General features: G+C 39.0%; 24 protein-coding genes and 1 tRNA gene. 6 read left to right on the top strand and 19 right to left on the bottom strand.

Going from position 1 to position 21,900, the window contains the following annotated elements:
* Positions 1 to 14: 14 nt before the first annotated feature.
* The 8 genes from flgG to PULV_RS09925 all read right to left on the bottom strand — a co-directional run bounded on the left by flgG (position 15) and on the right by PULV_RS09925 (position 6,627).
* A complete protein-coding gene (gene flgG / locus PULV_RS09890) occupies positions 15 to 803 on the bottom strand; it encodes a flagellar basal-body rod protein FlgG (protein WP_086743896.1) in 789 nt (262 codons plus the stop codon).
* A 21-nt stretch (positions 804 to 824) separates the two neighbouring features.
* A complete protein-coding gene (locus PULV_RS09895) occupies positions 825 to 1,592 on the bottom strand; it encodes a flagellar basal body rod protein FlgF (RefSeq protein WP_086743897.1) in 768 nt (255 codons plus the stop codon).
* A 103-nt stretch (positions 1,593 to 1,695) separates the two neighbouring features.
* Positions 1,696 to 3,168: a flagellar hook protein FlgE gene (gene flgE / locus PULV_RS09900; protein ID WP_086743898.1), complete on the bottom strand. Its 1,473-nt coding sequence runs from the start codon at positions 3,166 to 3,168 to the stop codon at positions 1,696 to 1,698.
* Between the two features lie 15 nt (positions 3,169 to 3,183).
* Positions 3,184 to 3,906, bottom strand: coding sequence for a flagellar hook assembly protein FlgD (locus tag PULV_RS09905; protein WP_193331600.1), 723 nt, complete (start codon positions 3,904 to 3,906; stop codon positions 3,184 to 3,186).
* 12 nt (positions 3,907 to 3,918) lie between these two features.
* Complete coding sequence (flgC, locus tag PULV_RS09910; protein WP_086744012.1) at positions 3,919 to 4,341, bottom strand: flagellar basal body rod protein FlgC; 423 nt, start codon at positions 4,339 to 4,341, stop codon at positions 3,919 to 3,921.
* A gap of 2 nt (positions 4,342 to 4,343) precedes the next feature.
* Positions 4,344 to 4,748 carry a flagellar basal body rod protein FlgB gene (gene flgB / locus PULV_RS09915; RefSeq protein ID WP_086743900.1) on the bottom strand — a complete coding sequence of 135 codons (405 nt, stop codon included), beginning with the start codon at positions 4,746 to 4,748 and terminating at the stop codon, positions 4,344 to 4,346.
* Positions 4,749 to 4,840: 92 nt separating this feature from the next.
* Complete coding sequence (locus tag PULV_RS09920; protein ID WP_086743901.1) at positions 4,841 to 5,674, bottom strand: CheR family methyltransferase; 834 nt, start codon at positions 5,672 to 5,674, stop codon at positions 4,841 to 4,843.
* A 20-nt stretch (positions 5,675 to 5,694) separates the two neighbouring features.
* The gene (locus PULV_RS09925) at positions 5,695 to 6,627 is read right to left on the bottom strand and encodes a chemotaxis protein CheV (protein WP_086743902.1); all 933 of its coding nucleotides are present in this window, start codon (positions 6,625 to 6,627) and stop codon (positions 5,695 to 5,697) included.
* A gap of 190 nt (positions 6,628 to 6,817) precedes the next feature.
* Here PULV_RS09925 and flgA point away from each other — a divergent pair, with 190 nt between their 5' ends.
* The 3 genes from flgA to flgN all read left to right on the top strand — a co-directional run bounded on the left by flgA (position 6,818) and on the right by flgN (position 8,375).
* Positions 6,818 to 7,468 carry a flagellar basal body P-ring formation chaperone FlgA gene (gene flgA / locus PULV_RS09930; protein ID WP_176365171.1) on the top strand — a complete coding sequence of 217 codons (651 nt, stop codon included), beginning with the start codon at positions 6,818 to 6,820 and terminating at the stop codon, positions 7,466 to 7,468.
* Between the two features lie 153 nt (positions 7,469 to 7,621).
* Positions 7,622 to 7,945 (top strand): flagellar biosynthesis anti-sigma factor FlgM, encoded by a 324-nt coding sequence (gene flgM, locus PULV_RS09935; RefSeq protein WP_086743904.1) that lies wholly within the window; start codon positions 7,622 to 7,624, stop codon positions 7,943 to 7,945.
* Positions 7,938 to 8,375, top strand: coding sequence for a flagellar export chaperone FlgN (gene flgN, locus PULV_RS09940; RefSeq protein WP_086743905.1), 438 nt, complete (start codon positions 7,938 to 7,940; stop codon positions 8,373 to 8,375). Before flgM ends, flgN begins: the two co-directional genes overlap by 8 nt.
* A 20-nt stretch (positions 8,376 to 8,395) precedes the next feature.
* On the opposite strand, the gene PULV_RS09945 is transcribed toward flgN, so the two are convergent.
* On the bottom strand, positions 8,396 to 8,851 hold the full coding sequence (locus PULV_RS09945) for an LPP20 family lipoprotein (RefSeq protein ID WP_086744013.1): 456 nt from the start codon (positions 8,849 to 8,851) through the stop codon (positions 8,396 to 8,398).
* 125 nt (positions 8,852 to 8,976) lie between these two features.
* Between PULV_RS09945 and PULV_RS09950 the strand changes: the two genes are divergently transcribed.
* A complete protein-coding gene (locus PULV_RS09950) occupies positions 8,977 to 10,155 on the top strand; it encodes a flagella assembly protein FlgT (RefSeq protein ID WP_086743906.1) in 1,179 nt (392 codons plus the stop codon).
* 132 nt (positions 10,156 to 10,287) lie between these two features.
* The gene (locus PULV_RS09955; protein WP_193331601.1) at positions 10,288 to 11,022 is read left to right on the top strand and encodes a glutathione peroxidase; all 735 of its coding nucleotides are present in this window, start codon (positions 10,288 to 10,290) and stop codon (positions 11,020 to 11,022) included.
* A 107-nt stretch (positions 11,023 to 11,129) separates the two neighbouring features.
* Here PULV_RS09955 and PULV_RS09960 read toward each other — a convergent pair.
* Positions 11,130 to 11,204 (bottom strand) — tRNA-Arg (locus tag PULV_RS09960).
* Positions 11,205 to 11,299: 95 nt separating this feature from the next.
* Between PULV_RS09960 and PULV_RS09965 the strand changes: the two genes are divergently transcribed.
* Complete coding sequence (locus PULV_RS09965) at positions 11,300 to 11,971, top strand: FlgO family outer membrane protein (RefSeq protein ID WP_086743908.1); 672 nt, start codon at positions 11,300 to 11,302, stop codon at positions 11,969 to 11,971.
* A gap of 27 nt (positions 11,972 to 11,998) precedes the next feature.
* Here PULV_RS09965 and PULV_RS09970 read toward each other — a convergent pair whose 3' ends face one another.
* The 9 genes from PULV_RS09970 to galU all read right to left on the bottom strand — a co-directional run bounded on the left by PULV_RS09970 (position 11,999) and on the right by galU (position 21,878).
* Positions 11,999 to 13,270 (bottom strand): hypothetical protein, encoded by a 1,272-nt coding sequence (locus PULV_RS09970; protein ID WP_086743909.1) that lies wholly within the window; start codon positions 13,268 to 13,270, stop codon positions 11,999 to 12,001.
* Positions 13,252 to 13,602, bottom strand: coding sequence for a hypothetical protein (locus tag PULV_RS09975; protein ID WP_086743910.1), 351 nt, complete (start codon positions 13,600 to 13,602; stop codon positions 13,252 to 13,254). The genes PULV_RS09970 and PULV_RS09975 overlap by 19 nt, the downstream gene beginning before the upstream one ends.
* A 143-nt stretch (positions 13,603 to 13,745) precedes the next feature.
* On the bottom strand, positions 13,746 to 17,222 hold the full coding sequence (locus tag PULV_RS09980; RefSeq protein ID WP_193331602.1) for an MSCRAMM family protein: 3,477 nt from the start codon (positions 17,220 to 17,222) through the stop codon (positions 13,746 to 13,748).
* Positions 17,223 to 17,231: 9 nt separating this feature from the next.
* On the bottom strand, positions 17,232 to 18,002 hold the full coding sequence (locus PULV_RS09985; RefSeq protein WP_193331603.1) for a fimbrial biogenesis chaperone: 771 nt from the start codon (positions 18,000 to 18,002) through the stop codon (positions 17,232 to 17,234).
* Positions 18,003 to 18,067: 65 nt separating this feature from the next.
* Positions 18,068 to 18,736, bottom strand: coding sequence for a hypothetical protein (locus tag PULV_RS09990; protein WP_086743913.1), 669 nt, complete (start codon positions 18,734 to 18,736; stop codon positions 18,068 to 18,070).
* Between the two features lie 59 nt (positions 18,737 to 18,795).
* Positions 18,796 to 19,452 (bottom strand): hypothetical protein, encoded by a 657-nt coding sequence (locus tag PULV_RS09995; RefSeq protein WP_086743914.1) that lies wholly within the window; start codon positions 19,450 to 19,452, stop codon positions 18,796 to 18,798.
* A gap of 171 nt (positions 19,453 to 19,623) precedes the next feature.
* Positions 19,624 to 20,289, bottom strand: a complete 666-nt coding sequence (locus PULV_RS10000; RefSeq protein WP_086743915.1) for a FlgO family outer membrane protein — start codon at positions 20,287 to 20,289, stop codon at positions 19,624 to 19,626.
* A 14-nt stretch (positions 20,290 to 20,303) separates the two neighbouring features.
* Positions 20,304 to 20,909: a FlgO family outer membrane protein gene (locus PULV_RS10005; RefSeq protein ID WP_193331604.1), complete on the bottom strand. Its 606-nt coding sequence runs from the start codon at positions 20,907 to 20,909 to the stop codon at positions 20,304 to 20,306.
* Positions 20,910 to 20,987: 78 nt separating this feature from the next.
* Positions 20,988 to 21,878 (bottom strand): UTP--glucose-1-phosphate uridylyltransferase GalU, encoded by an 891-nt coding sequence (gene galU / locus PULV_RS10010; protein ID WP_193331635.1) that lies wholly within the window; start codon positions 21,876 to 21,878, stop codon positions 20,988 to 20,990.
* Positions 21,879 to 21,900: the final 22 nt, after the last annotated feature.

Below are 21,900 nucleotides of genomic sequence, written 5' to 3' on the forward strand. Positions count from 1 at the left end.
TCCTCTCCCACTCATTAAAGCTGCTGATTAATAAAGTTCAGCATTTGATCCACTGATGAAATAACTTTTGAGTTCATTTCATAAATACGCTGTGTTTCAATTAAGTTCACTAACTCTTCAGTGGTGTTCACATTTGATGTTTCAAGCGCGCCTTGTACAATAATACCGAGCCCTTCAACTCCTGGGTTACCTTGAATAGGAGCACCACTGACAGCCGTTTCTGTAAAAAGATTTTGTCCCATCGGCTCAAGGCCTGATGGATTAATAAAATCAGAAATCGTTAACTGACCAATGACGACATTATCAGCTTGACCTCTCACTCTTACTGAAACTTCACCATCTTGAGATACCGTAAGCGACTGAGCATCATCGGGGACATTCATTTCAGGCTGAACAGGAAAGCCTGCGCCTGATGTCACCACTCGGCCATCACCATCAGTGGTAAATTGACCTGCACGAGAATAAGCTAAGCTCCCATCTGGTAATAACACTTCAAAGAAACCTTGCCCCTGAATCATCCAGTCCATAGAATTATCAGTGGTGATCATATTTCCTTGAGAAAAATTCTTTTGTGTTGCCACAACTTTTGTACCGGCTCCTAACATCAAACCAGAAGGCATTTCGGTGTCTTGAGAAGAGCGGCCGCCAGGTTGATTGATGTTCTGGTACAACAAGTCTTCGAATACAGCCCTACTTTTTTTATAACCAACCGTGCTCGCATTGGCTAAATTATTCGAAATAACCGCTATATCGGTTTGTTGAGCGTCAAGCCCCGTTTTACTTATCCACAATGCCGGATGCATAATTTATCCTCCGTCAATTAATTAAATAATTCGCATTAGAGAACTTTGACTTTCGTCGATCTTCTCTGCGGTTTTCATCATCTTTACTTGCAATTCAAATTGGCGTTGGTGCGCAATCATGCCAACCATTTCATCTACTGGATTTACATTCGACATTTCTAATGTACCGCTCATTACGCGGACATTCGGTGCTGTATCACAAAAACCACACAAATCATTAAATGCATCTTTGTCTTTGGGCCTAAATAATCCATCGAGACCTTTTTCAAGTAAGTTTTGGTTTTCGGGCACGACCACCTTGAGTCGATCCACTTCCTCTAAGAAATTAGCCGGTGCTCCCTGAGGGCGCACTTGGATTGTGCCGTCATCTGAGATTTGAATCTTTTCGATTGGGACAGGTAAAATAATCGGCCCGCCTTCACCAATCATTGGCTCACCGCGGGCAGTTAGCAGTTGTCCTGTTTTGGTTATATGCAAATTACCTGAGCGACTATATGCTTCTTCACCTTGGTTATCCTGAACTGTAAACCAACCACCGCCACTGACTGAGACATCTAAGTTTCGGCCTGTTGTTGAGAGTGCTCCCATGGACATGTTTGATCCTGGACGCTCTTCCATGGCAAAAACACGTGTCGGATGACCTTCACCAAACGCTTGCATAGAACGCGCTTGCTCTAAATCAGCTTTGAAACCAACCGTAGATGCATTTGCTAAATTATTGGCTTTTACTGACACACCAATTAAATTTTGCTTTGCCCCACTCATGGAAATATACAGCAACTTATCCATTTCTATTCGCCAATAAATTGAACCTTAACCTGATAAAGCAATATTAGTGCCAAAAAAAATGGCTACCCTAAGGTAGCCATTTAACTTACCGATAAATTTACACTTACCGGATCTGTAAGATATTCTGAGAAATTTGATTATTAACTTCTAACGCACGTGAGTTTGCTTGGAAGTTTCGTTGAGCGGTGATTAAATCAACCAGCTCACCAGTTAAATTAACGTTAGATTGCTCAAGCGTACCCGAGCGAATAGAGCCGAACGTTCCTGAATCAGGTTCTCCAGCTAAGGGATCTCCTGATGTTTGGCTTGCAGTCCATGCTGTATTACCTATTTGCGTTAAACCTTGATCATTTGGAAAACGTACCAACGCAACTTTACTAATCGCTTGTGAGTCACCATTAGAGTATTTCGCTTCAATCAAACCATCCGAGCCAATAGAGATCCCCGTTAAACGACCTACCGTTTGTCCATCTTGACTCAATGCCGTCACTTCAAACGCAGATGAGAATTGAGTAAGATTTGACATAACCATAATTAAATTTTGATCTGGATCAGCCCCATTCGTTATCACATTTGCCCCTTCATAAGGTAACGCAATAGGCGCACCTGTGATATTACCAGGAGCTCCTAGAGCTTCGGTTTTTGGCGTAGGGAACGTATCTCCTACCACTCCACCGGAAGTATCAAATTGGATCAGCATCCCCGTTATTGCTGTTGGGTCTGTTGCAGGATCTCGTAATGAAAATGTCGTTGCGTTCGGTCCAGTAACTGCTAGTGGATCTTGTTGTAAATCAACTTTTTGTTGCACCCCAGCATCATCAGTCACCGTTGCAAACATCACCCAAGAGTTAGCATTGGTGTTGTTTGGCGCGGGAGGTACAGCAGCAAAACCTGGGCTTGGGGCTGGAGCTGCTGCATTAACTGTCGCAGGATCAGCCGTTCGAACATAATAATAAGAGGCTATACGACTGTTACCTAAAGAATCATAAATCACTGTCGAGGTTGATGCTGTGTAGGTAGACGTATCTGTCGGATCAAATTGATAAGGGTCAAGCGGAGTTGCATTCGAATCTAAATTAAAACTCATATCCACTCGAGCCGTTGCCGCTGGCGAACCTGCACTATCAGGAATTTGAATAGGCGCTGTCGTGCTTAAGCTCACTGATTTCACCGACCCGTCATCGTTAACAGGCAGACCTTGCAAGAAGTCTCCGCCTGAAGTGACAATTCTATTTTCACTATCGAGCTTAAAAGCACCTGCACGGCTATAGGTAAAATCACGGCTTAACGGACCATCGGTAGTAACAAAGAAACCATTACCACTAATTGCCATATCAAGCGAGTTTGATGTAAATAATAAGCTCCCTTGATGGAATTGTTGGGCAACATCTTGCGTTAACACCCCTTCACCATTTTGCGTTTTAGAGTTTGAAAATAGAGAAGTTGAAAACACATCTGCAAATTCAGCTCGCGACTCTTTAAAACCATATGTATTAACATTGGCGATGTTATTGGCGGTAACATCTAAATCTTTTTGCGCAGCTTTTAAGCCACTTAAAGCGATATTGAATGACATAATTAACCTACCCTATTAACTGACTTCTAAAACATCTTCAAATTTAACACTGCCTAACCCGTTAAAGTTAAGCACAAGCCCTGTACCATTTTGCCCCATACTGACACTGTCAACTCTTGAACGAGCTTGAACAGGCAATTCAATATGCCGCGCTTTAAGTACCCCATTTTCATCAGGCACGTTTTGCACTAGGCCTACAGCACGAATTTTGTACATGCCTTCAGGAACTGTATTTCCTTTGGAGTCTTTCCCATCCCATTTAAACTCGAGATTTCCACCCGTGGATGCCGGTAAAGGAATTTCGCCAACAACCACTCCTCGCTCGTCTTCAATACGAACTTTGATATCTGAAGCACCTTGCTCTAGAGCAATACGACCTGAGACTTCTTCACCTGGGGTATTGTGCACATAGTGAGTATCAATCAAGACATCTCGTCCAACTAAGCTAGACGCTTGCAATGCTTGGTTTGAAGTCATAGAAGCTGCAAATTGATCAAATTTAGTCGCCATATTGCTGACACCTTCAGCAATCGACATATTGGTCATTTGCGCCATCATGGCTTCATTGTCTGTTGGGTTCATCGGATCTTGCATCGAGAGCTGCTTCGTCATCAATGTGAAGAAATCCTGTTGAGATAATTCATTCGCTTCTTCAGCTGTTTGAATTTTCTCTTCTTTTGTATTTTTTAAACTGTCTACAAAGCTGCTGCTTTGTGAACCATTTATAGGATTAAACATTGCACACTCCTATTAACGCTGACCAAGCATGATTGTTTTGCTCAGCATACTTTTAGCAGCATCCGCCACCTGTACATTGGTCTGATAAGCTCTTGACGCAGAGATCATATTGGCCATCTCTTCAACCACATTCACATTCGATTTATAAATAAAGCCGTCTTTATCAGCCATCGGGTGGTTTGGATTAAATTCAATTTGCAATGGCTTATCACTTTCCACAACACCTAACACCTTTACACCCACTGATTCACCTTGCTGCGAAGCGGCAGCTTTTGTCAGCTCTGCGGCAAAAACTGGATGCCGTGCTCGATATGTCTCATCGACACTAGAACTCACGCTATTTGCGTTAGAAATGTTGCTCGCAGTGGTGTTTAAACGCACCGATTGCGCGCTCATTCCTGTGCCGGTAATATCAAAAACGTTAAATAAACTCATCATTAAGCTCCTTGACTACCCAGTGCTTTCTTTAGACCTTGAATTTTACCGGTCATGAATCTGAGACTTGCTTGGTATTCTATAGAGTTTTGTACATACAAGTTCCGTTCCACTTGTACATCAACTGAATTACCATCACCTGTATCTGGTTGATTTGGATTGCGAAATAAACTATTTGATTCGATTGAGGAGGTCGACAAACTGAAATGTTTTTCATTAGTGCGCACAAGATTGCTGCTTTGAGCGGACTTGGCATTACTTAATGCCTGTGCAAAATCGATATCTTTTGCCTTGTATCCAGGTGTATCTGCATTGGCAATATTACTCGCTAATACTTCAGCACGCTGTACTCTGGCTAGCATAGCATTTGGGTGAATACCAAACGCCTTATCAAAGTTGATAGCCATAACCCCTCCAATTTTTTGACTTTGGAGAGATTATGCAAAGGGTAGGCCACTATTGTATATTTGTGACAGAAAGAAGGTGAATTGAACTTATGTTAACTTTTCTTTTGGTAAATGATACCTGGGTTACAACGGATCATGTCAAAATCATTACTCAAACCTGTCATGGACTCCGAAGCACCCAAAAACAAGTAGCCTTTAGGATTTAACGACTGAGCAAACTGTGCAATGATCTTAGCTTTAACATCAGCTGAGAAATAAATTAATACATTACGACAAAAAATAATGTCAAACTTCCCGAGCAAAGCATACGAGTCAAGTAAGTTTAAATGTCGAAAAGTTACATTTTTTCTAACATTCTCATTCACTCTTGCCATCCCTCTTTCACTATCTTGAAAAAACTTACTACGTCTTTCTGGTGATAAGCCTCTTGCTAAAGCTAAAGAGTCGTATTCGGCATTTTTACACAGATCTAGCATTGTATTAGAAATATCAGTTCCAATGATTTGAGCTCCTTGAGCAAGCCCCCCTGGTTTTTGGCTTTGATATTCAACTACAGACATAGAAATAGAGTATGGCTCTTGCCCCGAAGAACTCGCTGCAGACCAAATTTTAACGGGTCTTCGTAAATCCTTTAATTCTGGAAATAATTTTGTTTTCAATAATTCAAAGGGGTACTGATCCCGAAACCAAAGAGTTTCATTAGTCGTCATCGCGTCTACAACTGCAGCTCGAAGTTGACGTTCATGAGGGCTTAAAGTTTTATTAACTAACTCAGATAAAGACGACACCTCAAAACGATTCATTAAAGGTGCAAGCCGACTTTTAACTAAATACAGTTTATTATCACCTAATACAATCCCACACTGCTGCTCTAAAAAGGTGCGAAATTTATCGTATTCACTTTGCTCTAAATGTTTATTTTCCAAGCTCTTTCACCTGTTCAAGATCAGTCACAATGGACCCATTTTTTCACAGCCGCAGCTAATTCATCAGGGTTAAACTTCGCAATAAAGTCATCTGCGCCCACTTTTTCGATCATTGCTTGATTAAACACACCACTCAAAGAGGTATGAAGGATCACATGCAATGGTGCTAGTTTCGGATCTGCTTTTATTTCTGCAGTTAACGTGTAGCCATCCATTTCGGGCATTTCCACATCAGATATCAGTAAAGCAACACGCTCGGTTATATTATTTTGACAGTCATCTGCTGCGATTTCTCGAAGTCGAATTAACGCCTCTTTACCGTTTTTGGCTAGTTCAGTCTGAACACCTAAAGGCTCTAAAGCTCGTTTTACTTGATTTCTGGCAACAGCTGAATCATCAGCAATGAAGACAATACGTTCGCCTAAATCTTTTTGCATCTCACCATCTGCAACAATTGAGCTATTGACCTCAGTAGCAACAGGGCAGATTTCATTGAGTATTTTTTCAACATCAAGAATTTCCACTAATTCTTTTTCAATCTCGGTGACTGCTGTCAAATACGAGTATCGACCAGAACCAGAGGGCGGCGGCATAATTGCTTCCCAGTTCATATTAACAATTCGCTCAACCGAGCCAACTAAAAATCCTTGAACAGAGCGATTATATTCAGCGATGATTACAAAACTGTTTGTGACATCTTCAATTCTTGGTCCACCGACGGCCAGTGACAAATCAATAACTGATATTGTCTGACCACGAATATGCGCGACACCTCGGATAAAACCATTTGATTTTGGTAAAGCAGTTAAATTTGGGCATTGCAGTACTTCTCGCACTTTAAACACATTAATGCCAAAGCGCTGCCGACCTCGCAATCTAAACAGTAACAACTCCAGCCTATTTTGACCAACCAACTGAGTGCGTTGGTTAACCGAGTCTAAAATACCCGCCATTTTAATCTCCTAGTCAAAAAACAAAATACCCGGAATGATTTTTGCTTCATGATAATTTAAGTACAGCAAGCGCCTGAATATTGACGCAAAATATTTATACCTTGTTTTCAACATAAAGCATAGTCGAAACCTTATGAGTTTGTTCAAAAAAAACATCTACAAATTAGTTTTCATAGTCTTTACGTTACTATTGACTACAAAACCAACTATTGCAAAAACATATAGCAATACCGAGCTACAAAATATTGCCGTGGATTTTATCGCAAGCAGGCTGCCCACCTTGACTAATGGTGAGCGAACTATCGATGCATTACCACTCGATGATCATATCAAACAAAGAAGTTGTAACAGTGAGCTTGTTATGAATACAGCGAATCGCAGTTACACGAATCGACAAATGACGGTCCAAATTAAATGCTTAGATGATAATATGTGGCATCAATATATTCAGGTTCGAGCCACAGAGTTATCCTCCCTAGTAGTCACTCAGTCGGCGCTTGCAAAGGGAGAGATCATCACACAAGATAAATTAGTGATCGAAATGCGTCCGAGCCATTTAGTGCGTAGTCACCACATAGGCTCAGTTGAAGAACTCATAGGAAGTCGCGCTACCCGATCCATTCGAGCTGGTAGCTCAATTTCATTGAATCAAATATGCGCGGTTTGTAAAGGAGATAAAGTCACCATTTACGCTAAGCATAAAACTTTAAGCATTAAAACAAATGGCGAAGCTTTAGAAAATGGCTTAATTGGTGAGAATATTTTGATAGAAAACAGTCAGTCAGGAAAAAAAATCCAAGCACAAGTTACAGGTCCGAATCAGGTTATTATTAATTTCTAACCTGATTAATGTGCTCTTTTTGAAAAGAAAATAAATTTTAATTTAACCATTAACTAGCAAAAAATCACATACGAAAAAACACACATTTATGCTAAAGTTATTATTAAATTAGCCGATACTAAAGTACTAACTTTAATAGGTTTGGAAAAGATCATGGTAAATCAAGTAAATAATCGAAATTCTCACAATGTGAATTTTACTGATAATAAACAGGCTGCCCAGTCAAGTGATAAAAATAGTGCCGTCACTCCAACTCAAACAGCTACTACAAACCCAAAATCTGCTGCTGATTCAGTTGTATTAACATCTCAAGCTCAGCAACTTAAAAATGTTCAAACAAAAGCAGATGAGGCTCCAGGGTTTGATGCGAAAAAAGTAAATGAGCTCAAAAAAGCGATCAGCGAAGGTAGTTATCAAGTCAATGCTGAAAAGCTAGCTAAAAACATCGCTCAATTTGAGTTTAATTTATATGGATGATCTCGCCAATGTTTCGCATGTTATTGATTTACTGAATGAGCAAAAAGGTAATTTAGCTCAACTGAGTCTTGTACTGACTAATGAATTAGCAGCGATCAGTTCTCGTAATGCAGATAGTTTAACTGACTCAGCAACCACTAAACTCGATATACTAAAAAAGGTTCAAAATGTAGACAAACGTCTTGCACATTACGGACTTGCGAAAATGATTCAATCAGTCACTGAAGTAGATGAGTTAATTAAAGAAGTAAAAGATGAATTGGCGGCCTGTCAAAAACAGAATGATATAAATGCACATGCAGCACATCAGACACATGTTGCTGTAAATAAAGTAAAAGACATTCTATTGGGTTCTAAACTTTCTCTCACCTATGATAAAAAAGGTGCCGCTACGGGCAATTCAACATTAGGGAAAGGGATCAAAGCTTAGTTTGTTAACTCCCCCATCGATTAATAGTACTTTACCTTTTTAATACTTCTAGGTTTTACTTCACCAATATAAAGGTCATAAACCAGTTTCATATCTAGCTCCAGCTCTGTCGCATATATATCACCTACAGCATACGACTTTATAACTTTCGCTCCCCTCACAACACCATTTACTTGAGAGTTTAATGTGTCATTCGTGGCAACCATAGCCCTAACAGAAGAGTTAGCCGTAATTTTTTGACCATACACTTGTTCTGCAAGCTCTCTATATGCTTCTAACTTAGAAGCTTTAATTGCCAAAATTGCTTTTTGTTGCTCATTTTGACCCGGTTGAAGGCTAATTGGAGCATAACCTACAGCCTTCAAAACTGGATAAGAATCAGGTTGCTGATAAGTGTATTCTATTTGCTTATCGAAGATATGCGAGCACCCCGATAGCGCAATCACGCCTGTAAATACTAAGACTGCACGTTTCATTTCAAACTTTCCATAATATTTCTTTGCATCAAACCATGCACAAAATATGCCTAAACATATCCTTTTAGTTATCTGGTACATTATTTGCTGTAAAAATAACAAGCACAATGAATTAAGATATAAATATGAAACAATTAACAGCTTTGCTTCTTTTATTCCTCGCGATCAACTGCCATGCACAGTGGTACGAATCTACAGGCCAAGCACAAATCAGAGATGGCGATAAACACAGCGCTAAAGCTCGTGCAACTGAAGATGCAATTAAGCAAGCGCTTGTTTACGCTGGCGCTTCGGTATCAAGTTTACAATCAGTCGCAGATGGCTTAATTACTCAAGATCAACTCAAAGTAAGGGCGCATGGTGAGATAAATAATATCGAGTTAATTGACGAAACATATTCTAATGACTTCGTCTCTGTCACCGTTAGGCTGGATATTTTTCCTAACGATAAACAATGTTTCTCATCTGACTTCAAAAAATCAGTAGCAATCACCCAAACTCAACTTAGCAACCGTGAAGACGCCTTACACGGTCAAATTTTTGACATCAACAAGGCCTTCAGCGAGAAGTTATTTCAAACAATTAGAAACAATGAGCAATCTCTTGCTGCACGCCCTTATTACAACAAATCAATACGCGTCCAAGACTACTTTAGCGAGCAGTTACAATTTGATAACCGCCTAGTAGAGCAAATTGCAACCCACACCGACAGTCAGTATGTTTTGATTTCTCAAATCACTGATGCCTCTTTAGGCTCTCAGCAGAATTCTGATTTTTTATTTTGGCAAGATGAACAATTTGAACGGTTTTTTAATTTGGACTTCATGCTAATAAACGCCCTCACCCATGAATTGATGTGGCAAAACACTTATCAAACTAGCGCGGTATGGCGCTTTAAAAAAACAGCCCAACCAAGTGTGTTTAGCAGTCAATTTTGGCGTTCTGAATATGGCACAGCCATAGAGCAACTAACTCGCCAAGTTAGCTTTGATTTAAGGGATACGTTGACATGTTTGCCACTGCAAGGTCAGATCAAAGAGATTAGAGATAACACCATAGTACTTAATTTAGGCACTGATCAAGGAGTAAAAAAAGGGCAGAGTTTTTCGGTTGCCCATCGCTCTCACATTTTAGACACAAACGGTTACCCCATGCCATATATTATTCAAAGTGAGAACAAAGTCAGAATTGAGCAAGTATTTAAACACTCAGCTATAGCAAGTAGCATTTCCGATGAACTTTTAGCAAACATCCAAAGAAGCGACATAGTTCTATTAGTAGAGTGGCAAGAGCCATCGTTATAACTGCCTATCCATGCGCTGGTATTCATCTAAAAAAGAGATGAATGCCAGCGATTTTAAACATTGGATAAATAAACCATCCATGCACATAATAAAGATGTAATCAACTCCCACTTCAATTAAAGGACTATTTTAATGCTTAAAGATTTAACCGGACATACAATCCCAAATGCGACCTTTCCGTTCAGAGCAAATGATGAATGGCATTCTGTCACCACTGACGAGCTATTTAATAATAAAACTGTAGTGGTTTTTTCATTACCAGGCGCATTCACTCCAACGTGTTCGTCAACACATTTACCTCGTTATAATGAGCTAGCCCATATATTCAAGCAAAACGGAGTCGATGATATTTTATGTATTTCAGTTAATGATACTTTTGTAATGAATGCATGGTCACAAGATCAAGAAGCCAGCAATATCCGTTTGATCCCTGATGGCTCTGGTGTATTTACTCAAGGCATGGGGATGCTCGTTGATAAAAGCGACATTGGCTTTGGCCAACGCAGTTGGCGTTACTCTATGCTGGTTAAAAATGGGGTGATTGACAAGATGTTCATTGAACCTGATTTGCCAGGTGACCCATTTGAAGTATCAGATGCCGACACGATGCTTGACTATATTAATCCTCACCAAATTAAGCCAAAACCAATTGCACTATTTACAAAACCAAACTGCCCATTTTGTAATAATGCAAAGCGCCTCCTTCAACAAAAAGGCCTTGCATATGAAGAAATTGTATTAGGTAAAGATGCTTCACTCACCAGCTTAAAAGCAATGTCAGGAAGAGACACAGTACCGCAAGTATTTATTGGCGGACAACATATTGGCGGCTCGGATGATTTAGAAACATACTTTGAACAACAATAAAGTAATGTTGAAAACAAAAAAGCAAAGCTCAGACTTTGCTTTTTGTTAGCTATAAAGCATCGTCGATCATTTTAAAATTATACATCGGCTTATTTTGATAATTCAGCTGGTAGCCCCTACAGGAATCGAACCTGTAACTGCCCCTTAGGAGGGGGCCGTTATATCCATTTAACTAAGAGGCCTAAACTCATAAAACATTACAGAAAAACACACCAAGATTCAATCATTCTGGCTTAAAAAATGCATGTTTAAAATTAAACACATTGAGGTATTTTTTATGGACTATCAATTTAAAAAGCATTTAGTTTTCTTACCGATTTTAGCACTTGTGGGCTGCAGCCACCCTTTTGCTAACAGTAACTCAAACAACAATACATGTATTGATGAAACAGGTAGAACCTATAACTGCGGAAGTATTGGAATTGGAGCCCACTCCTCAGCTAAAACATCTAGCGCAGGTCTTTATGATATGCATTCTGACGCGCAAGATCCCACATTATTTCGCACAAATATTAATTTTCAGCTGCTTAACGAATATATTCAACAAATGTCTAAAGAGTTAAATGATTCATTAATACAACGCAATATTAGGCAGCCAATTGCGATCACATCATTTGTAAATCTTGATAGTACACTAAGACAAACCAATGCGTTAGGCAATCAAATTTCTGAATACTTCCTGACAGAGCTACCTAAGCTGGGCTTACCAATAAGCGACCATAAAATCACAGGAAATATTGCAGTGACTCAAAAAGGTGATTTTGCATTTTCACGCAACATTGAAGATCTCAAAAAGCAGCAAAATATTGGTTATATTTTATCAGGCACTATGATTAATAATGATAAAGGTGTCATTATTAATGCACGAGTGATTGCTTTAGAAACCAATACTGTTGTCGCATCTTCGAACAAGCTGATACCTAGCTTGATAGTAAAGCAAGTAATTTAAGCTTTCAAATGCGGCATTGAATTGTCGCTATACCCCTTTTATTTTACAAGGTGTTACGTCTGATATAGGGAATATTTTCTCGCCATTGAGTTGTATAATCATCACCTCTTGTTTGAGGCGTGTCAAAATACCACTTGGATAATTTCTAAGCCCCTCTAAATCTTCATATTGAGCTTGACCAATCAAATCAATTATCACATCACCTTTTTCTACCGAGACAACCTTACCTATATAGTTCTCTTGGCTAGTACATACTGTCATATCATACGAGAGAGTTTCAATGCTGGTGCTCTGTGAAACATCATTAGCACTGAGATCGACTTTGCTTTTGATGGAGTCTTTATGAAATGATAATTCTGCAATAAGCTGCTCATCCATTGTCGTTGCGGGTATATCAAAATGTATTGATTCATGCTTAGGGTAAGTATTGAGTACCAACCATGCTTCTTCGATATCTGAATATTGAGCTATTTCAGGCTCTAAACGATTTAATTGACTTTGTCCTACTAACAACTCATCTGTGGTTTTATACTGCTTAAAAGTTAGTTGCTCTTCGTCCACTTTTGATACAAGTACTTCATCAAGACTCTCGCTTACAACAGTTAAACCTACTTCGTCGCTGTTATTGCTAGTTAATAAGGATGGCTCGATAAAATCAACATGAAAGCTTGCAATGTCTTGACTTGATATTAATTCAACCTTAGACAAATATTCAGTGAAAGCATCTAAACTTGTTTCACGCTTAAACCAAAGGCTAAAGTTTTCGATACTTGAAAATGTATTCTCGTTTTGCGTCAAATGACGTAAATAGGAGAATACAAAATACCTATTTTTATCAGTCATCAATTCGAGATTTTTATTTAATAAATAAAAATCTGAATAAAACGCATACAATTCATGCTCATTTTCTGTAAAAAAACGCTCAAGTATGGTCATTCCCTGATTATCGGTCGCTATATCATATTGGTTTATCAATACACAAACATCAGAACAAGAATATTTACCATAAAAAGAGGGAGTTAAGAGATTAAATGAATACTCATTTTCTTGATGACTCAAACGAATATCTTTGAGTGTATAACTCACACCAGAATCAGAAACTGCGTGTTGAATATTACCGACAACATATATTCCTTGTTGGGTAATCAAACTCTCCGAGTATTCTGATAAAGCTTTAAATTTTTCGACTGTTGCACGATGCCGCTCACTTGCCAGATCTTTCTGAGATGCACAGCCCGATATAAGCGATTGAATAACGATTATAAGAACAATAAATCGTGTTATGGAAGCACTTCCCACTCTATGCCTCCTTCTTTTGTTAAGTTAATTGAACTATTCGGTGCCAATTCAGTTGTTGAAAATAAACGACCACCAATAAAAATACGAACCACTCCCGATGTGCTGCTGTTAATTTGGATTTGTTGATTAGCGACATACAGTTTTGATTCTACATCATTCTCGATTCTGCCATCAGGGATAAAGATCAAGCCATCACCATCTTTATCTCTTTGATTAACTCGAATATTAATCAATTTATTTGGCTCAGAAATAATCACATACTGACCTACAACTCCACGCCCTGCGTTAAAACATATATTTGACGTCGAAATGTCAGTAATGTCACCTGTCATATGATCCAACTTACAATTACCCGGAAGAAATATAATTTGGCTAAATGAAATATTCTTAACGATAGAAATCGTCGGAACAATTTCTTCTGCTGAAGCCGTTTTTATGAAAAAGAAAAAAATTATCAAGCAGTAAATTTTCAAGCTTATAATCTCTCAATATTGTTAAAGGATGCCTGATGTAAAACAAAGCCATCTAGTGCCGATTTATTTAAAAACACAAGAGCCTCATTTTTACTCTTAAAACCTTTAGAGATAATACAAACTAGTGGTTCGCCGTTAATATTTTTATATGCGTAAAACAGACCATCTTTTCTCATTGCTTCAAATTTAGTTGTTTTAGGTAGAGTTTTACCTGCGAAGAATTGAACAACCCAAGTGTTCTTTTCAGTTTCATTTGAAGTCGCTTTAGTAAAGTATAAACGAGGGAAGAAATCAGTACCTTTTAAATGCTGCTGTCCATAATTTAGAGCTGCTTCTTTTGATGGAAACCTTCCTGTAACAACTTTATAGTTCAAGGCTGTATTGTCGTCAGTTGTTTCCATAACTTCTGCACGATACTTTTCTGCAATCGCCTCAGCTTGAATAGCGTTTGAATAGGCCCCTAGTTGGAGTGTGAATAGAGCGTTTTTATCAACGATTACCTGCCCCGATATCGTTTTATATGGGTTATTGCTGATAGTGCCAATCTGTTTAGCATCTACTTCGACCAACACTCTTTTCAATTTAGGTCTGTCACTCTGTTGGCCTTGACTCATTTTAATATCTGAATTCTTAACGTCGTTAGGCACTTTATGTTGATAATCGCGATTCCAAGAGCTATCTGTAGAGCTTTCTGGTGGTGACTTTTTCGGTAAGTGAAATAACTTTCCTTGAGTATCATCATTGATGATGGCCTCTGAGTTATTCGCATCTAATTGAAGATCTTGAATCGCGTTTTTCAATGGAAGAATTCGGTTACCTCTTGCTAATAAAAAAGCAGGTAATTCTATAAAACCGGCTTGGCTTCCTGTTCTAATATTATATCCAATCACCTCTGACTCATAACCTGATCTGGCTAAAAATTCATCCTGAATTTTAACTGTATATCGCCCTGGTGCTAAACCTAAAAATTCAAAGTATCCGTCAGCATCAACTTTGATTTCCTGTATAAGCTCATTTCGATTATCAAGTAGACTAATCATGGCATTGGTCACTGGGGTTTGTGAGCCATGTTTTTCACGTAAAACAAAACCAATTAACTCTGTGGTCAAATGAAAGGGAATATCTACCTTAATATAAGAACCTGGATGAGTATAAACGACAAAATCATTGTCGATACTTTGACTACCATTTTTCCAGCGCGCACCAAAAGTTGTTACACCACCGGAAGCAAGTCCTGGTAAAATGACTCTTCCTGAATTTCCTGTAGTTAAACCTTTCCAAGCCTTATTTCCAAAAAACTCAACTCCTGATAAGTCATAGTCTAACGGGTCAAATTGATTATTTAATTGCCGATCTAAATACACATGCGCATCTAACGTCGTTGATTGGCTCGTCATCTCACTACTGAAGATTGGGCGGCTATTATAATGATCATAACCGAAGAAGAAACGAACACCGGCCTGAATATTCCAGCGCTCATCTGCACTATAATTTGAAGACAAAGTTAGCTGGTACTGTTTTGTATCATAACCAACATTATAACCAAGCTGCCAATTTTTGTCTGAATCTTGAAGCGGTAAATAACGCAAATTAAAATAGTGATTAATCCCACTTTCAGAAACTGGGGCGTATTGAAGAAGCATACTTGAAGAGTTCTGAATAAAATCACCTTCGACCGGATTATAGTTTAATGCCGCACTCACCCTGAGCTCTCTTGAAATTCGCCCTCCAAGATTCAAACTTCCGGTTAAAGAGTTTATTTTATCTTCATGACCATCGAGTGTTGATTTTATAATTGAGTAATCAAGGGTATGATTCAGATAAACACTTTCAAAAGAGCGTGATAATCGATTTGATAAACGCCAAACATTAGTATCATTTTCATCTCGAAAATTAGCATTAAGGCCGTAACTCCATCGCGACAACACACCTGAAATATTAGCATTAACTAAATGGACGTCACTCTCTTTAGCATTAATTCGGGGGCTCTCGTAGTCTGATGCAGATTCATAAGCAAAAGAAAAACGCTTATCATCAAATAAATTACCTGTGATAGTCGTCAATTGTGCAAAGCCAAGATCTTGATCAACTGAAATATCATTTTCAACTAAAAAACCTGGAAAACTCAGTGCATTTTTCATGCTGAGCAACTGAATGTCTTCATCATCTTGATTTTTAGTATTATAGAGGCTTACTCCAAACTGCCAGTTATCGCTAATACCGTAATCTAAGCTCATTCCTAAATCAGTAAATTCATACTGACTACCGTTTTTATCATTAATAAGCTTGTGATTAGGGTCAAGCGCAAAAACATTATACGCAATGTCATTTTTTGCTAATGCATTCTTAGTTAAATCTAAATATTTTTCAATTACATCGGCTTCACCAAATGGCCCAAACAGCTTTATTTGATATATATTTTGACCATATTCTGTGGGCACGTCTTCGAATACTAATAAACCATCTTGTGGGACAGTGATTACTCTTAAAAAGCGGTTATTATGATATAGTTCAGCCTCCCAACCCGGTGGGGCTTGTTCATTTATGGTAATCAGTAGGTTTTGACGGCGAAAGTTCTCGGGACTGCGGTCAAATACAATCCCTAGGCCTGATTTAACTCGAGACGTTAAGCTGTTACTGCTCCCACTAACATCACCGAAACTGTATTTATCAAACATGCCCAGTATGCGCTGATTCGGTGCAGTTTTATAACGAGAAAACTCTAATCGAGAGGCTAGTTCGCTGCCGTTACTTTGCCCGAGCGTCAGGCTGGCTGAGTGGTAAAATAGATCCGACACCAACTGAACAGAAAAGTTATTATTTTTATTTTTTTCGCTCCAGCTAATTGCGCTGTTAAATAAGCCATTTGGGGCGGTAAAAAAACGATACTGATCAGCAATGGTCACATCCCGAGCCGAAGTCACCTCTTTTTCTTGCGAAACTGACACGCCAGATAAAGCATTAAGTTTCCTTATTCGTTCTAATTCCTCTAGTTTTTGTTTTGGGAATTTATAATCATATGTGTCGATTTCGGCTATTAAACGAAAATTATTGTAAGTCACTTTTAAATCAAACAATGATTCAAGAAATGCTTCCGAAACATAAATATTATAATCATCCTGCCCCCAAACAATTGTCGACTTGTCAGGGTTAATTGTGGGGGCTAATAGTTCAAAGATATATTCCTTATCGTCTTTCCATACTGTCAGATTGCGATCAACAAGTATGTATTTTAAATTTAGAATATCGAAGAGTGGCTCAACAGCAAAAAATAGCACTTCACCTTGGTGGTATGCATCTAAGGAATTAAAGATTATTTCACGATCTAATTTAACATTGAGAAGAACATAATTTTCTTCAATTAAGCCTATGTGGCTCACTTGGGATTGAATAGACCCAAAGAGAAAAAAAGGGCAAATAAAAACAAAAAAAGCACAAACTGACAAGGCAGATCGTACTTTTAAAGTCGTGACATTCATCTGTATGACCTACAAAATGACTTTTTTCTCAAAAATACGATCATCCCCAAACTGCTTATCACTCGTAAAACGTAATAATAAATGTTCCGCTTTTACGCCTTTAGTCGATAGCTGATAATGCTTACTTTTAGTTTCAGGATAAATTGACTCTCCGTTTAAGCCATCTAATCGCTCGTTATTTCGAATATCTATCAACTCTAACTTACCGTAGATAGAGCGCAGCCCATTCTTATTGATAGAGAATTGAACAACTTCATTATTGATATTCACTTTATCAAAAGCAACTTCAACAGGCACATCACCTGTACGAACAATCACGGGAACATTATGTAAAAGCTTTGGTTGTATAGAAATTGAAGCATTTTCAGAGCCAGAAGAGCGGCCGTTATCATCAGATGCAATTGCACCACAATCAATCACTAAATAAGAACGATATTCTGCGGGTTCAGCATTGGCTTTTCTACGCATAGAGAAACGTATCGTTTGAGAATTGGCAGGTGTTAATACAAATTTTCTTGGTGAATAACGAACCCAATTCACCGCAGAGTTACTTGGTAACTCTTCTGACTTATTTTTTCGCATTTGACCGAATTCGTTAAAGTCATAATGCTTAAAAGACAATTTACATTGCTGAGAAGTGATATCGCGGTTAAACACAACGAAATCAGTATTGGCCGTTTCTTTATCGAGATAAATCCGAAAAGTCGTTAAATGAATCGCCTGACTAGAAAAAGAAAATACGCCAAAAATCAGTAAAGTAATAAAAATTAAATTTTGCATTACAATCCTTATAATAAGTGCGCCATTAAAGTGACGCACTTTGAACCATATTAAAAAATTTACTTTTAATATGTCACGTCAATAGTAAATGATTCTGTCAATAAAGTACCTGGAGTATTTGTTTGAGTGGACGTAATCGTTCCACCCACTGAAATCCTCGTAATACCCGGAGACGGAATGCCAGCCCCTGCGGTATTGCCTACCGTGTCAGCAGCATTAGCAAGCGTAACAGGTAAAGGAGTGCCTGGTGTAAAAGCAGTGCAATTATCACCATTGCCTGCACCGTTATAAGTCCCTACACACCCAACAGCAGTGAAGTTAAACGTTGTACCACTGGTAATATTGCTCACTGTTACATTGACAGTCCCGCCAGGCACACCTGATATTTCGTACAGGCCTGGTGTACCTTTGTCACCCGAAGTAACAATACAACCTACGCCCGATAAATCACCAAAGTTCGCACCGACCGTGTCCCCACCAGTACTAGCAAGGCCCATAGTGCCATCCCCAACATAGGTCGTTGCAGTGGCATCATCAGAAATAGCCATAGTACAAATAGATCCTGAGGCCAACCCTAAACCACCGCCAAAATCCATAGCGGTTTTTTGTATTAATGCGATGTCGGGAACTGTTGAAAAGCCAACATCGTAACTGGTTGAAGCTGCGATTGCTGAACTTGAAATACTGACTGCAGCAATGATTACACTAAATCTCACTTTATTTGGTAGTTGCATAACTACTCTCCTCACACATTCGTTTCATTAAATTAAAATGATTCTGCTCAATCAGTTTTCTAGTAAACAACATTTACAGGAAAAGATTCCGTATAAGCCGTATTAGGAGTTAAGTCTGTACCACCTATTGTAACTGTGCCTCCAACCGAAAAAACCAGCTCGCCTTCCACTACATAACCTGGAGCGCCCGAGCCCTCCTCTGTCGCAGTCGCGGCAGGTAGCTTAGTGGTTTTAGGTGTCCCCGGAACAAACGCATCGCATGAGTCTTGGCTATCAGCCGCAGCTGCAGAATTATCAAAATTCACGATGCAGCCCGAATTTGGAGAAAAATTAAAGTCAGCACCGACTACACCATCAATGGTTATAGTGACATTAGTTGAACCGAGTCCCTTGATTTTGTACACTCCCGGCGTCGCCGTGCCATTTACACAGCCCAAACCTGTTAAGGCACCAAAACTAGCCGCTGTTGCTGCGCCCGTATCTTGGTACTGCATGAGTGCACCTTCACCAGGTACTGTGGCATTCATTAAACATGTTCCACCAGCAGTAACAAACATATTGGCACCAAACGACAGCGCTTGTTTTTGGCTAAGTACAACATCTGGTAACGTTGTCACTGTGACGTTAAAGCTTTCAGAAGCGGCGTAAGACGCTCCTGAAGCGACAAATAATACAATGCTAGCTAGTCTGGCTGGACTAAGTTTTATTGGTTGCATAACAACCCTCCTCACTGTTTATCCAAATGATAAGTAGTTCTTAGCTTAGATGATAAAAAGAAGAAAGGGAGAAAGCATCCTTTGCTTATTAAATCTATCCTTCGCTCTCACCATATCGACTCATTGAAGTTTATCTTTAGAAAGAAGGTAGATCTTTTCGCAGTATGCGTTTTAGCCTTTTATTAATTTAATGCCATCATTGCTTTTCATATCAACAAATCCATCTAACACTGATGAAGGAATAAAACTTTGCGCTGTCCCAACCACGGCTTTGGAATTAATGCCGATAATACGCGCATTAACCAAATAACCCGTCTTTTGTCTAGTGAGAGTCCCAACAAGTACGTATTTAATCGGTATGCTGGTGCTCAACTCTAGGTAATCTCGAGTCAAAATAAAATCCCCTTTAGGGCTAACTCGAATATAACCTGTAGATTTAAAGTCAATTACTGGGATCCCAAATTTATGCACTTCATGAAGTAAACTCTCTGCCAACTGATTACCGATAATATTTGTCTCATCAAAGTCGCTGTCCGTAAAAACAAAACTCGTGATGGCCATCGGTGTGGTGCTATTTACATACTGAAGGTTCGACACCAAATCCTGCATAATTGCCTGGGAATAAAAATTGATATTTTCATTTTTGATTGGGCTCACGGAATAAGCATTGTGTTGCTGATATTTTTGCTTTTGATAATGTAAGTTTTCAGCACTTTCATACTCTTCAGCACCAGCAAGCACTTTGACTTGATATTTTTCATCATCAGAAGAACTACTCAAAAAAGAGCTGCAACCACCCAGAGCGAGTAAACCTGCCGTTAACAAGATAGATTTCATAAAACTCCCCTTTTTCAATATTCACTTCGATAAAGCATACCCGCTCGCTGCTTTATTTTTGTATCACTCCACAGCACTTCAATTGGCATTGATCGACTTGCTGCTGCGACGGCGATATTCGTTGATAAATCAATCAGTTTTGCATTTACGATAAAGTGTTTTTCACTGACCGTATATGTCCCTGATATTACGTAGTCTATTTTTTGACTCGCTTGCAATTTATTAGGGTCTGAGCTCAACATAATCGATTCATTTTTTTTCAACTGAATTGCTTCAGATCTTCTATGCTCGATAACATTGAAGCCCAATGTCGTCAGACCGACACTCAAACTTTCACTTATTTGTTGCCCTAACATGTACTCTTGTGGATTATTAGCATGCGCTGACATTGAATCCATTGCAATAAACGTCATTACAGCAATCGTTGAACCAACCCTAAAGTTAGCCATATCTTTTAACATAGCGTAATTAAGTTGATCGACCTCAGGTCGCAAGTTTGACTTAACATACTCTATTTGAATCTTTTGCTCGGAATCTGGAAGCACCTTAGGTGGTTCAGACGTAATTTGGCACCCAGCAATCAGTACGGGTATCAAAAAGCTTATTAAAATTCGGCTCATTGACGTCACCAGTAGAAAATAATTATCTTTATAAAGCAAAAAAGGTGCCAGTTGGCACCTTTTTATGAGTCTTTACGATTAAAGTAAGGTCTTTATATACGCAGCTAACTCATCCTTCAAATCATCTCTGCGCAAAGCGTACGCAACATTTGCTTTCATATAACCTAACTTACTACCACAATCGTGACTGCTTCCTTTCATATAATAGGCTTCTACAGTATCCGTTTCCATTAACATGGCAATCGCGTCAGTAAGTTGAATTTCATCACCGGCTCCTGGCGGTGTTCGTTTCAGTAATGCCCATATTTTTTCGCTTAACACATAACGTCCAACTACCGCTAAGTTAGATGGTGCCTCATCAACCGGCGGTTTTTCTACCATAGCGGCAATCTTTGCCGACTCTCCGGCACTTAGGTTAACACCTTGAATATCGACAACACCAAATTTATCGACGTCTTGGTGAGGAACTTCCTCAACCATTATTTGGCTCACTGACGACTGATTATATTTAACAATCATATCCGCCAAGTTATCTTGTTTTAAGTCGCTGCTCGCTTCATCTAGTATCACATCAGGCAGAATAACAGCAAATGGATGCTCACCAATAATTGGTGCAGCACAAGCTATTGCATGGCCTAACCCTTTGGCTTCACCTTGGCGAACATGAATAATCGTGACATCTTTTGGACAAATCGCTTTAACTTCGTCGAGTAATTGACGCTTCACTCGTTTTTCAAGGGTCGCTTCAAGTTCAAAACTGGTATCAAAATGATTTTCGATTGAATTTTTACTCGCATGAGTGACTAAGACGATTTCTTTAATACCGGCAGCAATCGCCTCCGCAACCACATATTGGATCAATGGCTTATCGACTATCGGAAGCATTTCCTTAGGAATTGCTTTTGTAGCAGGTAGCATTCTCGTGCCTAAGCCTGCTACGGGGATCACTGCTTTTTGAATTTTTTTCATCATGTAACAACCTTGTTTATCA

The organism is Pseudoalteromonas ulvae UL12, from assembly GCF_014925405.1.
In the GTDB taxonomy this organism is placed as follows: domain Bacteria; phylum Pseudomonadota; class Gammaproteobacteria; order Enterobacterales; family Alteromonadaceae; genus Pseudoalteromonas; species Pseudoalteromonas ulvae.

Bases quoted from the DNA above. Each gene is read 5' to 3' on its own strand.
- flgG (WP_086743896.1), bottom strand. From the start codon at position 803: ATGCATCCGGCATTGTGGATAAGTAAAACGGGGCTTGACGCTCAACAA.
- PULV_RS09895 (WP_086743897.1), bottom strand. From the start codon at position 1,592: ATGGATAAGTTGCTGTATATTTCCATGAGTGGGGCAAAGCAAAATTTA.
- flgE (WP_086743898.1), bottom strand. From the start codon at position 3,168: ATGTCATTCAATATCGCTTTAAGTGGCTTAAAAGCTGCGCAAAAAGAT.
- PULV_RS09905 (WP_193331600.1), bottom strand. From the start codon at position 3,906: ATGTTTAATCCTATAAATGGTTCACAAAGCAGCAGCTTTGTAGACAGT.
- flgC (WP_086744012.1), bottom strand. From the start codon at position 4,341: ATGAGTTTATTTAACGTTTTTGATATTACCGGCACAGGAATGAGCGCG.
- flgB (WP_086743900.1), bottom strand. From the start codon at position 4,748: ATGGCTATCAACTTTGATAAGGCGTTTGGTATTCACCCAAATGCTATG.
- PULV_RS09925 (WP_086743902.1), bottom strand. From the start codon at position 6,627: ATGGCGGGTATTTTAGACTCGGTTAACCAACGCACTCAGTTGGTTGGT.
- flgM (WP_086743904.1), top strand. From the start codon at position 7,622: ATGGTAAATCAAGTAAATAATCGAAATTCTCACAATGTGAATTTTACT.
- flgN (WP_086743905.1), top strand. From the start codon at position 7,938: ATGGATGATCTCGCCAATGTTTCGCATGTTATTGATTTACTGAATGAG.
- PULV_RS09945 (WP_086744013.1), bottom strand. From the start codon at position 8,851: ATGAAACGTGCAGTCTTAGTATTTACAGGCGTGATTGCGCTATCGGGG.
- PULV_RS09950 (WP_086743906.1), top strand. From the start codon at position 8,977: ATGAAACAATTAACAGCTTTGCTTCTTTTATTCCTCGCGATCAACTGC.
- PULV_RS09955 (WP_193331601.1), top strand. From the start codon at position 10,288: ATGCTTAAAGATTTAACCGGACATACAATCCCAAATGCGACCTTTCCG.
- PULV_RS09965 (WP_086743908.1), top strand. From the start codon at position 11,300: ATGGACTATCAATTTAAAAAGCATTTAGTTTTCTTACCGATTTTAGCA.
- PULV_RS09975 (WP_086743910.1), bottom strand. From the start codon at position 13,602: ATGACAGGTGACATTACTGACATTTCGACGTCAAATATATGTTTTAAC.
- PULV_RS09980 (WP_193331602.1), bottom strand. From the start codon at position 17,222: ATGAATGTCACGACTTTAAAAGTACGATCTGCCTTGTCAGTTTGTGCT.
- PULV_RS09985 (WP_193331603.1), bottom strand. From the start codon at position 18,002: ATGCAAAATTTAATTTTTATTACTTTACTGATTTTTGGCGTATTTTCT.
- PULV_RS09990 (WP_086743913.1), bottom strand. From the start codon at position 18,736: ATGCAACTACCAAATAAAGTGAGATTTAGTGTAATCATTGCTGCAGTC.
- PULV_RS09995 (WP_086743914.1), bottom strand. From the start codon at position 19,452: ATGCAACCAATAAAACTTAGTCCAGCCAGACTAGCTAGCATTGTATTA.
- PULV_RS10000 (WP_086743915.1), bottom strand. From the start codon at position 20,289: ATGAAATCTATCTTGTTAACGGCAGGTTTACTCGCTCTGGGTGGTTGC.
- PULV_RS10005 (WP_193331604.1), bottom strand. From the start codon at position 20,909: ATGAGCCGAATTTTAATAAGCTTTTTGATACCCGTACTGATTGCTGGG.
- galU (WP_193331635.1), bottom strand. From the start codon at position 21,878: ATGAAAAAAATTCAAAAAGCAGTGATCCCCGTAGCAGGCTTAGGCACG.